The organism is Streptomyces sp. MNU76 (assembly GCF_020982545.1).
GTDB lineage: Bacteria > Actinomycetota > Actinomycetes > Streptomycetales > Streptomycetaceae > Streptomyces.
The window spans coordinates 88,200-101,674 of record NZ_JAJKLK010000022.1 but is presented as its reverse complement, the minus strand read 5'-3'; the positions used below and the strand labels follow the sequence as shown (position 1 = coordinate 101,674).

The following is a 13,475-nucleotide window of genomic DNA, read 5'->3' as shown; positions in this document are numbered from 1 at the left end:
GTCGACGTGAATCGTTGGTCGAATGGCTGGCCGAGAGCAGGGCCACTGCCTACCATCGATCACCGCAAGACTTTGTGCTCCGCCGCACAATCTCCTCGGGAGGCTCACTTGCACCGCCGCCGTCGCACCGCGCTCCTCCTTACCGCCGCGCTCACCGCCGCGGGCCCGCTCCTCACGGCCTGCGGAGGCGCCGCGCATCCCGGCGCGGCGGCCGTCGTCGGCGACGACCGGATCACCGTCGCGCAGCTGGAGACCCGGGTGAACGAGGTGCGCGACGCCCAGCGCGCCGCGAGCAAGGACGACAGCCAGTACCAGCAGGCCGTCGCCCAGACCAGCGCCCTCACCCGCAACACCCTGAACGGCATGGTCCTGGAGAAGGTCCTCGACCAGGCGCTGAAGGACGCGGGCGTCACCGTCACCCGCAAGGAGGTCCAGCAGTACCGTTCCGGCCTGGAGACGGAGGCCGGCGGCGCCGAGGCCCTCGAAGCGGCCTACCTGCAGCGCTACAGCGTCGCCCCCGAACAGCTGGAGGAGAGCCTCCGCAGCGACGTCGAGGTACAGAAACTCGCCGCCGCCCTCGGCGCCGACCTGAACAGCCCGGAGGGCGGCACGGTCTTCTGGAAGGCCCTCTCGTCGGCCTCCGAGAAACTCGACGTCGACCTCAACCCCCGCTACGGCAGCTGGGGCGTCGACAAGGCCTCCGGCCGCGTCGGCCTCCTGGAGGCCAAGACCCCGTGGCTGAAGGAAGTCACGGGAGCGGGGTCGCAGGAGTCGGCGTAGCGCTGGGCGAAACCGGTGCTTCGGGGGCCGTCGGCGGCGTGGGTTACGTTCGTGGGGTGAACGCACACCGCCCCGACGGCGACCCCGCCCCCACGGCCCCGAGACGTCGTCCCCGACCCCGGCCGAGTCGTCCTGCTCACCACCAGCCACCGGGTGGCGCCCGGCCTGCTGTCCTGGCCCGCGTGGCAGGCACTGCACGGGGCGGACCGGGTCCTCTGCGCGGACGAGGCGCACCCGCAGCTCCCCTATCTGCGCGAGGCCGGCGTCACGGTCGAGCGGGCGACCCCGACGGCCGAGGAACTGGTCGACGCCTGCGCCGACGGCCGCACCGTGGTCGTGGTGGCCACCGCCGAGGGCGAACCCCGCCTCACCGACGGCCTCGCCCGCCTCGCCGGCTCGGGCCGCCTCACGATGCCGTCCCTGGAGCTGCTCCCCGCCTCCTACGACCTCCCCGGCGCGCGCCTGCTCGACCTCGTCCAGGTCATGGACCGCATCCGGGCCGAATGCCCCTGGTCCTCGCAGCAGACCCACAAGGGCCTCGCCAAGTACGGCATCGAGGAGGCGTACGAACTCGTCGAGGCCATCGAGGAGGGTGACCGCGAGGAACTCCGCGAGGAGCTGGGCGACGTCCTCCTCCAGGTCGTCTTCCACGCCCGTATCGCCGAGGACGACCCCGACGCCCCCTTCTCCATCGACGACGTCGCCGCCGGCATCATCACCAAGCTCATCCACCGCCACCCCCATGTCTTCGGCGACGCCACGGCCACCACCCCGGAGGAGGTCAAGGCGCACTGGCTGCGCACGAAGGCGATAGAGAAACGCCGGGAGTCCGTGACCGACGGCATCCCCCTGGGCCAGCCCGGCCTCGCCCTCGCCGCCAAGCTCGCCTCCCGCGTCCGCACCGCCGGCCTCGCCGTCCCGCCGCCCCAGGGCCACGGCATCGGCTACGAACTCCTCACCCTCGCCGCCCGCGCCGAGGCCGAGGGCATCGACCCCGAGGCGGCCCTGCGGGCAGCGTCCCGCGCCTACCGCGACGCGATCCGAACCGCGGAGGGCCTGGACACGGACTGACATGACCCGGAGCGACGAACCTCCCGACCTGCTGTGGGACGAGGTGAAGGAGAACTTCGACCCCGAACTGATGGGCGGCTTACCGGACCTGCACGTCCCGAACACCTCGGCACGGCACTGGCAGGCGCTCCTCGATCTCGTCGCACACAGGGGCTGGCGGCACGAGTACCTGGAAGGCACCACGCCCCTGGCCGTGCCGAGCGCCGCCCGCGCACTCGCGCGACCGCCCGGCGCCGAATGCCCTCAGCTGAGGGTGTGGCCGACGGAGGGCATACTCGCGATCTTCCGATTCCTCTCGGACGAGGAGATCGACTTCGACATGGACCTGCGGGAGATCCAGGGCCAGGACCGGCTCGACGCGTTCTGTGGGTTTCTGTGTGACCTCGGCCGCCACCTCGGCAAGCCGGTCGTGATGTGCCCGGAAGGGGCGTACGACCACCCGGTGCTCGGGTTCGACCCCGTGCTCGGCCGCGTCCGCGTGCTGGGTGACTGAGGCCCGTCGACCCCCGCGGGGCGCGCGGACGACAAGACCCTGGCCGGGAGGGAGGTCGCCCGGGGTGCCCGCTACCGTCGACGGGTGACCGAGCAGCCCGTACCCAACCCCACCGGCACTCCCGCGGCACCCCCCGCGCCCGACCTGTTCACCTGGGAGTTCGCCACCGATCCCTACCCGGCGTACGCCTGGCTCCGGGAGCACGCGCCGGTCCACCGGACCCGGCTTCCCAGCGGTGTGGAGGCCTGGCTGGTCACCCGCTACACCGACGCCAAGCAGGCCCTCGCCGACGCGCGCCTGTCGAAGAACCCCGCGCACCACGACGAGCCCGCCCATGCCAAGGGGAAGACCGGCATCCCCGGTGAGCGCAAGGCCGAGCTGATGACCCATCTGCTCAACATCGATCCGCCGGACCACACGCGGCTGCGCCGCCTCGTCTCCAAGGCGTTCACACCCCGCCGCGTCGCCGAATTCGCCCCGCGGGTCCAGGAGTTGACCGACCAGCTCATCGACCGCTTCGCGGAGACGGGCGAAGCCGACCTCATCCACGACTTCGCCTTCCCCCTGCCCATCTACGCCATCTGCGACCTGCTCGGCGTCCCCCGCGAGGACCAGGACGACTTCCGGGACTGGGCGGGCATGATGATCCGGCACGGTGGCGGCCCGAGGGGCGGTGTCGCCCGCTCGGTCAAGAAGATGCGCGGCTATCTCGCCGACCTCATCCACCGCAAACGGGAAGCCCTCACCGAGCACCCCACCGCCGGCGAGGACCTCATCTCCGGCCTCATCCGTGCCTCCGACCACGGCGAGCACCTCACCGAGAACGAGGCCGCGGCGATGGCGTTCATCCTGCTCTTCGCCGGCTTCGAGACGACCGTCAACCTCATCGGCAACGGCACCTACGCGCTGCTCACCCACCCCGAGCAGCGCTCCCGCCTCCAGACCTCCCTCGCCGCGGGGGAGACCGCCCTGCTCGAGACCGGCGTCGAGGAACTCCTGCGCTACGACGGCCCCGTGGAACTCGCCACCTGGCGCTTCGCGACCGAGCCCCTCACTCTCGCCGGGCAGGACATCACCCCCGGCGACCCCGTCCTCGTCGTCCTCGCGGCCGCCGACCGCGACCCGGCCCGCTTCGAGGACCCCGGCACCCTCGACCTCTCCCGCCGTGACAACCAGCACCTCGGTTACGGCCACGGCATCCACTACTGTCTCGGCGCCCCCCTCGCCCGCCTCGAAGGCCAGACCGCGCTGGCGACGCTCCTCACCCGCCTCCCGGATCTCCGACTCGCGGTGGATCCGGCCGATTTGAGATGGCGTGGAGGGCTCATCATGCGGGGATTGCGCACGCTTCCGGTGCAATTCACCCCGCAGGGGCGGTTCGTGGACGGGCGCGTGAACGGTACGTAGTAGTACCCGGGCAGCCCGTAGCACTACCGCATTCCATGGCGAAAAATGACGCTCGCTCAACTCTGTGATCTGCACGTGATCTGCGCTGCATTAACTTGTGACAACTGATCGACTGCGGCTACGTTCACACGTCAGTGCGAAGAGGTCATCACTTCCCTTCGTACCGGTCACTGCTGTCGTGTGAAAGGCAACCGCATGCTCTCCGGGAACGGTCGTCACCGTCGCCCCCGTCAGGCACCCGCCCTCCTCGTCGCGGCCGGAGTGACCGGCTCGGCCATCGCCATCCCGCTCCTCGGTGCCACCGGCGCGAGCGCGGCCAGCGGAACCACCTGGGACCAGGTGGCGGAGTGCGAGAGCGGTGGCTTTTGGAGCGCCGACACCGGGAACGGGCGCTACGGCGGCCTCCAACTCACTCAGGCGAACTGGGAGAAGTACGGCGGCCTCGACTACGCGACCAGCGCCGACCAGGCCAGCCGTTCGCAGCAGATAGCCGTCGCCGAGAAGGTGCTCGCCGACCAGGGCGTCGGTGTCTGGGCCACGTGCGGTCTGCTGCACAACCTCGGCGGCGACTCCGGTTCGGCCGACGTGGACACGGGCGTCGCGGACGACTCGGCGAAGTCGGGTGATTCCTCCGAGTCCTCCAATTCCGCCGATTCCTCCGACTCCTCCGGTTCTTCGGATTCTTTGGGTCCGTCCGCTTCAGCAGGCTCGTCTGATTCGTCCGCTTCGGCCGGGAAGGCCGACGGCTCCGACTCGGCCGGCTCGACCTCCGGCGACGCCGACGGCTCCACCAGGGCCGAGGTCGGCACGGGCGACTCCGCGAACTCCGAGGGTGCAAAGTCGGACAAGTCGTCACAGGGTGAGAGCTCTTCGGCTGATGAGAGCGAGACCGGCACCGGCCGCCACCGCGGCGCCAGCGCCGACGAGAGTGCCGGCGCCGACGCGGAGGCCGCCACGGACGCGGCCGAGGGCTCCCGCGCCGCCGACCCCACCCCCTCCGGCCGTCACGCCTCCCGTGGCGGCGACACGGCGCGGGCGGCCGCGGACGGCGCGTACACCGTCCGTGCGGGCGACAGTCTGACGCGGATCGCCGACTCGCTGGACCTGGCCGGCGGGTGGCGCGGGCTGTACGCCGAGAACGAGGGCACGGTCGGAACCGACCCGGACCTCATCCTTCCCGGTCAGACCCTCGAAGTCGGTGCCGAAGCGGGCGAGAAGTAGCGAGAGTTCGGGTCACCGTTCGCCCCTGAATGTCCGTTTTGATCTCCGTGGGAGATGAATCACAGACCCCCTGATCGTCTTTGAAATTCGGGCAATCACCTGTTTACGGTCGTGACCGCTCGCCACAGCGGGCCCCTGCGGTCGGTACGCCGAATCCTGCCAACGGCCGCAAGGAACAGTCGTCGCGTCAAGCGCCGTAGGCAGGAGCGGGGGACCCAAGGTAAGTGCCGGGTCCGGTGGTTGCGGCCCTTCGGGGGCGCACGCATCGGAACCGGCTAGGGGTGAAGCCGTGCCACGTGAGCCGAGAGGCGAGCGGGCGCGGCCGGGCAACTCAACCGGCCCGAACCCGACAGCTCACCTCGCAGGCGTCGGTGAGGGGATCTCTCCATGCTGTTTTCCAGCAAGGGCAAGCACCGTCGTCCGTCCAAGGCCGCCCGTGCCGTCGCCGTCGCCGGTGTCACCGGCGCCGCCGCCATCGCCGCCCCGCTGATGGCCGCCGGCAGCGCCTCCGCCGCCACCGCCTCCGAGTGGGACGCCGTCGCCCAGTGCGAGTCCGGCGGCAACTGGTCCATCAACACCGGCAACGGCTACTACGGCGGCCTGCAGTTCGCGGCCTCCACCTGGGCCGGCTACGGCGGTACGCAGTACGCCTCCACCGCCGACCAGGCGACCAAGGCCCAGCAGATCGCGATCGCCGAGAAGGTCCTCGCGGGCCAGGGCAAGGGTGCCTGGCCGGTCTGCGGCAAGGGCCTGTCCAGCGCCTCGTACGACGGCGCCGCCGCCTCCTCGAACTCCGGCTCCTCGCGGAAGAGCACCCAGGAGAGCAGCGAGAAGAGCACCGAGGACACCCGGGCCTCCCGTTCCTCCGAGCGCGCCACCGTCGAGACCCCGACCGGCAAGAAGGTCAAGAAGGGCGACGGCGAGTACAAGGTCGTCACCGGCGACACCCTCAGCGCCATCGCCGAGAAGAAGAACGTCAAGGGTGGCTGGGAGAAGCTCTTCGAGCTGAACAAGGACATCATCGACGACGCCGACTTCATCTACCCGGGCCAGCAGCTCCACCTGAGCTGACCCCCGGTGTAGGCGACGGCCACCGCACGCCTGCCGCCCCCACGGTCGCCCCTACGGCCGGGCAGGCGGGGCGGGTTCGGCCGGGCCGAGAAATCGGGCCGCTTCCCGGCTGAACCACAGCCCGCTCACATCCGTGTCCTCCATAGTGAAGACCTCGTGAGGGCCGTCCCCCCCGTCCCCACGGGCTCCCCGCTCCGGTGCGCATTCCCCGTACGCACCGGGCGGGGCTTTCATGCGCGCGCGGCCCCTCCGGCCCCTTCCCGTTCACCTTCTCGCCCACCCCCCTTTGTTCCGGGCAGAAACAATAGGTACCGTCTGTCTGTCCACGGGACGGTCGGTCGGCTGCCGACGCGCCCGGGGCGGTTAGGCTCTAGTCGCAAGGCCCGCGGGCCCCGCACTTCCGCGTCACATCCCATGAAGGAGATGCTCGTGCCGTCCATCGACGTCGTCGTAGCCCGGGAAATCCTCGACTCGCGAGGCAACCCCACCGTCGAGGTCGAGGTCGGCCTCGACGACGGCAGCACCGGTCGTGCCGCCGTCCCGTCCGGCGCCTCCACCGGTGCCTTCGAAGCCATCGAGCTCCGTGACGGCGACCCCAACCGCTACCTCGGCAAGGGTGTCGAGAAGGCCGTCCTCGCCGTGATCGAGCAGATCGGCCCGGAGCTCGTCGGCTACGACGCCACCGAGCAGCGCCTCATCGACCAGGCGATGTTCGACCTGGACGCCACCGACAACAAGGGCTCCCTCGGCGCCAACGCCATCCTCGGCGTCTCCCTCGCCGTCGCCCACGCCGCCTCCGAGGCCAGCGACCTGCCGCTCTTCCGCTACCTGGGCGGCCCGAACGCGCACCTGCTGCCCGTTCCGATGATGAACATCCTGAACGGCGGCTCGCACGCCGACTCCAACGTGGACATCCAGGAGTTCATGATCGCCCCCATCGGCGCGGAGTCCTTCTCCGAGGCCCTGCGCTGGGGCGCCGAGGTCTACCACACCCTCAAGAAGGTGCTGAAGACCAAGGGCCTGTCCACCGGCCTCGGCGACGAGGGCGGCTTCGCCCCGAACCTGGAGTCCAACCGCGCCGCCCTGGACCTCATCCTCGAGGCCATCAAGGAGGCCGGCTACACCCCCGGCGAGCAGATCGCCCTGGCGCTCGACGTCGCCGCCTCCGAGTTCTACAAGGACGGCGTCTACACCTTCGAGGGCAAGGAGCGCTCCGCCGCCGAGATGACCGAGTACTACGCCGACCTCGTCGCGTCGTACCCGCTCGTCTCCATCGAGGACCCGCTGTTCGAGGACGACTGGGCCGGCTGGAAGACCATCACCGACAAGCTGGGCGACAAGGTCCAGATCGTCGGCGACGACCTCTTCGTCACCAACCCCGAGCGCCTCGCCCGCGGTATCGAGGAGGGCTCCGCCAACGCCCTGCTGGTCAAGGTCAACCAGATCGGTTCGCTGACCGAGACCCTGGACGCCGTCGAGCTGGCCCAGCGCAACGGCTTCAAGTGCATGATGTCCCACCGCTCCGGCGAGACCGAGGACGTCACCATCGCCGACCTCGCCGTCGCCGTGAACTGCGGCCAGATCAAGACCGGCGCCCCGGCCCGCTCGGACCGCGTCGCCAAGTACAACCAGCTGCTGCGCATCGAGGAGATCCTCGACGACGCCGCGGTGTACGCCGGCCGCTCCGCCTTCCCGCGGTTTCGCTCTGCGAACCAGTAAGCACAGCAAGGGCTGAGCCACCTCGAAGAGCTGAGCCGTTGAGGGCCCGGCCCGAGCCAGTCGTACGTACGTCCCCGTACCGGTCCCGTACCGTGTGCGGGGACGTACGCGCGTGCGCGCGGCAGAAGGCAGAAGCGGAAGGGGAAGCGGGACATGGCCGTGAAGGACCGGGACCGGGACCGTTTCTCCACCGCGACCCGGCTGAAGGTGCTCGGTGAGCAGACGGCCGCACGGGTCTACCGCTCCCAGGCCAAGCGCCAGGTCCGCCGCTCCCGGCTGACCGGCCGGGCCGCGCTGCTCGCCCTGGTCCTCTGCTCGATGATCGTGGCGCTCGCCTATCCCATGAGGCAGTACGTCTCCCAGCGCGCCGAGATCGCCGACACGCAGCGGGAGCGGGAGGAGGCGCGCGAGCGGGTCGAGGAGTTGCGCGACCTCAAGGCGCGCTGGAAGGACGACGCGTACGCCGAGCAGCGCATCCGCGAGCGGCTGCACTATGTGATGCCGGGCGAGACCGGTTACACGATGATCGACCCGGACGCGGCGAAGCAGTCCCGTACGACCCAGGGGGCGGCCGACCGTCCCTGGTACACCAATGTCTGGGACGGGGTCGACAAGGCCGACGCCGCCGACAGCTGAACGGCCACCTTCGTGACCGTCAACCGATGAGCCACACCGAGGACTTGAGTAGCAGGTTATGCAGACCCCTCCGCCGCCCACCCCGCGCACCGAGCCGACCGACGCCGACGTCGAGGCCTTCCAGCAGCAGTTGGGCCGCCCGCCGCGCGGGCTGCGCGCCATCGCGCACCGCTGCCCCTGCGGACAGCCGGACGTCGTCGAGACGGCGCCGCGCCTGCCGGACGGGACGCCCTTCCCCACGACGTACTACCTGACGTGTCCGCGCGCGGCCTCCGCGATCGGCACGCTGGAGGCGAACGGCGTGATGAAGGAGATGACGGAGCGGCTGGGGACCGACCCGGAGCTGGCCGCCGCCTACCGGGCCGCGCACGAGGACTACATCGCCCGCCGTGACGAGATCGAGGTCCTGGAGGGCTTCCCCAGCGCGGGCGGCATGCCGGACCGGGTGAAGTGCCTGCACGTCCTCGTCGGCCACTCGCTGGCCGCCGGTCCCGGCGTCAACCCGCTGGGCGACGAGGCGATCGCCATGCTGCCGGAGTGGTGGGCCAAGGGCCCGTGCGTCGTGCCGGCGTCGGCGCCCGAGAAGACCGAGCAGGAGGAGGACCGGTGACCCGGGTCGCCGCCGTCGACTGCGGTACGAACTCCATCCGGCTCCTCGTCGCCGACGCCGACCCGGCCACCGGTGAGCTCGTCGAGCTGGACCGGCGGATGATCATCGTGCGGCTGGGCCAGGGCGTGGACCGTACGGGACGGCTGGCCCCCGAGGCGCTGGAGCGGACCTTCGCGGCCTGCCGTGAGTACGCGGCCGTCATCAAGGAGCTGGGCGCCGAGCGGATCCGTTTCGTGGCCACCTCCGCCTCCCGGGACGCCGAGAACCGGGAGGACTTCGTGCGCGGGGTCTTCGACATCCTCGGCGTCGAGCCCGAGGTGATCTCCGGCGACCGGGAGGCCGAGTTCTCCTTCACCGGCGCCACCAAGGAGCTGACGGGCCGCACCGACCTCACCACGCCGTACCTGGTGGTGGACATCGGCGGCGGCTCCACCGAGTTCGTCGTCGGCGACGGGCGGGTGCGCGGCGCCCGCTCGGTGGACATCGGCTGCGTACGGCTGACCGAGCGGCACCTCGTCCGGGACGGGGCGGTCGTCGACCCGCCGGGGCCGGAGCAGATCGCCGCGATCCGCGCCGACATCGAGGCGGCCCTCGACCTCGCCGAGCGGGACGTGCCGCTGCGCGAGGCGCACACCCTGGTCGGGCTGGCGGGTTCGGTCACCACCCTGTCCGCGATCGCCCAGGATCTGCCCGCGTACGACTCGGCGGCCATCCACCACTCGCGGATCGCCCACGACCGGGTCCGCGAGATCACCGAGTGGCTGCTGCGGTCCACGCACGCCGAGCGGGAGGCGGTCCCGTCGATGCATCCCGGGCGGGTGGACGTGATCGCGGCGGGCGCCCTCGTCCTGCTGTCGATCATGGAGCGGATCGGGGCGACGGAGGTCGTGGTGAGCGAACACGACATTCTGGACGGCATCGCCTGGTCCGTGGCGTAGTTCCGGGGTGGCCGCCGGGTCCTCCCGGCGGCCCACGGGCGCTTGTGAGCAAGTGTTTACTACTCGCCGGTAGCCCTCGCTTGAGCTGTTCGGATAACGTATGAGCGCGTCCGAGGGGTGCTCCGGCATCTCTCGCCGACCCGGCGCCGACAAAGTTCGTGAAGTTCTTCACAAGAGAATCGCCCCTGTTGAGCGATGTTTTGAGGCTCCGCAGAGCGTTCCGGGGCTCCAAGGGGTCAACAGGGTGCCCCCGAAGGGTTTTCGCGGGGGTCTCGTCCGTGTGAAACGGAAGGGTGGTCCAGGACCCCCGAGAGGCCGGAACGGCAGTTCACGCGGCCTTGACAACGGTCAAACCCCCCGGCCGGTCCCCTGGTGGGCGGTGGGTCCGGCCAGAGGGGTCGCGGAGTGTAGCAGAGGGCGTGGAGAAGCTTGTGAAGGGGCGCACGAGCGACCCCCGTATGGCGGGTACATACTCGATGGCATGAGCACCACGGAGCGTCCCAGGATCCTCGTAGTAGGCGGTGGGTACGTAGGCCTGTACGCAGCTCGGCGCATCCTCAAGAAGATGCGCTACGGCGAGGCGACCGTCACGGTCGTCGACCCCCGGTCGTACATGACCTACCAGCCCTTCCTCCCCGAAGCCGCCGCCGGCAGCATCTCCCCCCGGCACGTCGTCGTCCCGTTGCGACGCGTGCTGCCGAAGGCGGAGGTCCTCACCGGTCGGGTCACCACCATCGACCAGGACCGCAAGGTCGCCACGATCGCCCCGCTGGTCGGCGAGGCGTACGAGCTGCCCTTCGACTACCTGGTGATCGCGCTCGGCGCGGTCTCCCGCACCTTCCCGATCCCCGGCCTCGCCGAGCAGGGCATCGGTATGAAGGGCATCGAGGAGGCCATCGGCCTGCGCAACCACGTCCTCGAGCAGCTCGACAAGGCCGACTCCACGACCGACGAGGACGTCCGCCGCAAGGCGTTGACCTTCGTCTTCGTGGGCGGTGGCTTCGCGGGTGCGGAGACCATCGGCGAGGTCGAGGACATGGCCCGCGACGCCGCGAAGTACTACAAGAACGTGTCCCGTGAGGACATGCGCTTCGTGCTCGTCGACGCCGCCGACAAGATCCTCCCCGAGGTCGGCCCGAAGCTCGGCAGCTACGGCAAGGAGCACCTGGAGGGCCGTGGGGTCGAGGTCTACCTCAACACCTCCATGGACTCCTGCGTCGACGGCCACGTCGTGCTGAAGAACGGCCTGGAGGTCGACTCCAACACGATCGTCTGGACCGCCGGCGTCAAGCCGAACCCGGTCCTCTCCCGCTACGGCCTGCCGCTCGGCCCGCGTGGCCACGTCGACGCCCAGCCGACGCTCCAGGTCACCGGCACCGACTACATCTGGGCCGCCGGCGACAACGCGCAGGTCCCGGACGTCGCCGCCCGCAAGGCCGGCATCGAGAACGCCTGGTGCCCGCCGAACGCGCAGCACGCGCTGCGTCAGGCCAGGGTCCTCGGCGACAACGTGGTCTCCGGTATGCGGGGCTTCCCGCAGAAGGAGTACGCGCACTCCAACAAGGGTGCGGTGGCGGGCCTCGGCCTCCACAAGGGCGTCGCGATGATCGTCATGGGCAAGATGAAGATCAAGCTCAAGGGCCGCCTGGCGTGGTACATGCACCGTGGCTACCACGGTCTCGCCATGCCGACCTGGAACCGCAAGATCCGGGTCTTCGCCGACTGGACGCTCGCGATGTTCCTCAAGCGCGAGGTCGTCTCCCTCGGCGCGATCGAGACTCCGCGCGAGGAGTTCTACGAGGCGGCGAAGCCGGCGCCGGTCGCTGTTGCGAGCAAGACCGGGGAAAAGGCCAAGGCCTCCTGATTTCCTGACCCGTCCGAAGGGCCTCCCGCCATCCGTGGTGCGGGGGGCCTTTTGGCGTGCGCGGCAGGGGTGGGGGTTCGGTTTCGTGGGCGACCGCGGGCCCGGTGGGGCTTCTCGCGCAGTTCCCCGCGCCCCTGGAAAGCAGGGGCTGCGCCCCGTGCTTTCGGGCCCGCAGGGCCTGGTCCTTCAGGGGCGCGGGGAACTGCGCGACCAGCCCCCACGCACCCGCGGCCGAACAACACACCTCGCACAGGGAATACGACGCAGCCTCCCTGGTGATTACCGTGGCGTTGGACATTCCGGGATCTGTTGTCACGGAGGTGTGCGCCATGCAGGACGCCGCGTCGCGGCTGAAGACCCTGTTCGAGCAGTTGTCGGGGGCCCCGCTCCCGGTCCGCCTGCGGGCCTGGGACGGATCGACGGCGGGACCGCCCGAGGCCCCCGCCCTCGTCGTACGCAACCGCAGGGCCCTGCGCCGAATGCTGTGGAAGCCCGGCGAACTGGGCCTGGCCCGCGCCTGGGTCGCCGGTGACCTCCGGGTCGAGGGCGACCTGTACGCCGTACTGGACCTGGTGGCCGCACACGTGTGGGAGCGGGACGAGCCCGCCCGGAGCCTCCCCGACGTCCTGCGCGACCCCCGGGCGCGGACGGCCGTCAAGGAGCTGCTGAAGCTGGCCGGCCCCGCCGTCCTGGTCCCGCCCGCACCTCCCCGCGAGGAGGTCCGCAGCCGCCACCGGCACACCAGACGCACCGACAGACGTGCCGTCAGCCACCACTACGACGTGGGCAACGACTTCTACGAGGCCGTCCTCGGCCCGTCGATGGTGTACTCCTGCGCCTACTGGGCCGCCTCCGACGGCACCACCACCCTGGAGGCCGCCCAGCACGACAAGCTCGACCTCATCTGCCGCAAGCTCGACCTGCGCCCTGGGCAGCGGCTCCTGGACGTCGGCTGCGGCTGGGGCTCGATGGCCGTGCACGCCGCCCGCGAGTACGGCGTCCGTGTCGTCGGCGTCACCCTCTCCCAGGAGCAGGCCGCCTACGCCCGCAAACGCGTCGCCGACGAGGGCCTCACCGACCGCGTCGAGATCCGTGTCCAGGACTACCGCGACGTCGTCGACGGGCCCTACGACGCGATCTCCTCCGTCGGCATGGCCGAACACGTGGGCGCGGACCGGTACCTGGAGTACGCCGAGGATCTGTACCGGCTGCTCGCCCCGGGCGGGCGGCTGCTCAACCACCAGATCTCCCGGCGGCCGCGGCGCGACGAGAGCGCGTACTCCGTCGACGGCTTCATCGACGCGTACGTCTTCCCGGACGGCGAACTCGCCCCGATCGGCACCACCGTCACCCAGATCGAACGCGCCGGGTTCGAGGTCCGCGACGTGGAGTCCCTGCGCGAGCACTACGCCCTGACCCTGCGCGCCTGGGTCACCAACCTCGAAGCCCGCTGGGCGCACGCGGTCGCCCTGGTCGGCCCCGGTCGCGCCCGGGTCTGGCGCCTGTACATGGCCGCTTCCGCCCTCGGCTTCGAACGCAACCACCTCGGCGTCAACCAGGTACTGGCCGTACGGCCGCCGGAAGGGGGTGCGTCGGGCCTCCCGCTCAGGGCCCGGACCTGGGGGGCCTGAACGCCCGGACGGGGGCGCGTACGGCCATGTACGC

Annotated in this window: 12 protein-coding genes and 1 riboswitch; all 12 genes read left to right on the top strand. The window is 70.7% G+C overall.

What is annotated here, in order from left to right:
* The first annotated feature begins 108 nt into the window (after positions 1 to 108).
* The 12 genes from E4N62_RS35500 (at position 109) to E4N62_RS35445 (ending at position 13,441) form a co-directional block, all read left to right on the top strand.
* On the top strand, positions 109 to 780 hold the full coding sequence (locus E4N62_RS35500) for a SurA N-terminal domain-containing protein (RefSeq protein WP_230221124.1): 672 nt from the start codon (positions 109 to 111) through the stop codon (positions 778 to 780).
* Positions 781 to 933: 153 nt separating this feature from the next.
* Positions 934 to 1,851 (top strand): nucleoside triphosphate pyrophosphohydrolase, encoded by a 918-nt coding sequence (locus E4N62_RS35495; RefSeq protein ID WP_230221122.1) that lies wholly within the window; start codon positions 934 to 936, stop codon positions 1,849 to 1,851.
* A 1-nt stretch (position 1,852) separates the two neighbouring features.
* Positions 1,853 to 2,344, top strand: coding sequence for a hypothetical protein (locus tag E4N62_RS35490; protein ID WP_230221120.1), 492 nt, complete (start codon positions 1,853 to 1,855; stop codon positions 2,342 to 2,344).
* Between the two features lie 84 nt (positions 2,345 to 2,428).
* Complete coding sequence (locus tag E4N62_RS35485; protein ID WP_230221118.1) at positions 2,429 to 3,751, top strand: cytochrome P450; 1,323 nt, start codon at positions 2,429 to 2,431, stop codon at positions 3,749 to 3,751.
* A 195-nt stretch (positions 3,752 to 3,946) separates the two neighbouring features.
* Positions 3,947 to 4,972, top strand: a complete 1,026-nt coding sequence (locus E4N62_RS35480; protein ID WP_230221116.1) for a transglycosylase family protein — start codon at positions 3,947 to 3,949, stop codon at positions 4,970 to 4,972.
* Between the two features lie 182 nt (positions 4,973 to 5,154).
* Positions 5,155 to 5,355, top strand: a riboswitch (cyclic di-AMP (ydaO/yuaA leader).
* A 4-nt stretch (positions 5,356 to 5,359) separates the two neighbouring features.
* Entirely contained in the window at positions 5,360 to 6,043 is a 684-nt protein-coding gene (locus E4N62_RS35475; protein WP_230221114.1) for a transglycosylase family protein, read from the top strand.
* Between the two features lie 423 nt (positions 6,044 to 6,466).
* On the top strand, positions 6,467 to 7,762 hold the full coding sequence (gene eno, locus E4N62_RS35470; RefSeq protein WP_230221689.1) for a phosphopyruvate hydratase: 1,296 nt from the start codon (positions 6,467 to 6,469) through the stop codon (positions 7,760 to 7,762).
* A gap of 153 nt (positions 7,763 to 7,915) precedes the next feature.
* Positions 7,916 to 8,398, top strand: a complete 483-nt coding sequence (locus E4N62_RS35465; RefSeq protein ID WP_230221111.1) for a septum formation initiator family protein — start codon at positions 7,916 to 7,918, stop codon at positions 8,396 to 8,398.
* 58 nt (positions 8,399 to 8,456) lie between these two features.
* The gene (locus E4N62_RS35460) at positions 8,457 to 9,008 is read left to right on the top strand and encodes a DUF501 domain-containing protein (RefSeq protein ID WP_230221109.1); all 552 of its coding nucleotides are present in this window, start codon (positions 8,457 to 8,459) and stop codon (positions 9,006 to 9,008) included.
* Positions 9,005 to 9,946: a Ppx/GppA phosphatase family protein gene (locus E4N62_RS35455; protein ID WP_184893215.1), complete on the top strand. Its 942-nt coding sequence runs from the start codon at positions 9,005 to 9,007 to the stop codon at positions 9,944 to 9,946. The genes E4N62_RS35460 and E4N62_RS35455 overlap by 4 nt, the downstream gene beginning before the upstream one ends.
* A gap of 481 nt (positions 9,947 to 10,427) precedes the next feature.
* Positions 10,428 to 11,810: an NAD(P)/FAD-dependent oxidoreductase gene (locus E4N62_RS35450; protein WP_230221107.1), complete on the top strand. Its 1,383-nt coding sequence runs from the start codon at positions 10,428 to 10,430 to the stop codon at positions 11,808 to 11,810.
* Between the two features lie 329 nt (positions 11,811 to 12,139).
* Complete coding sequence (locus E4N62_RS35445; protein WP_230221105.1) at positions 12,140 to 13,441, top strand: class I SAM-dependent methyltransferase; 1,302 nt, start codon at positions 12,140 to 12,142, stop codon at positions 13,439 to 13,441.
* Positions 13,442 to 13,475 lie beyond the last annotated feature (34 nt).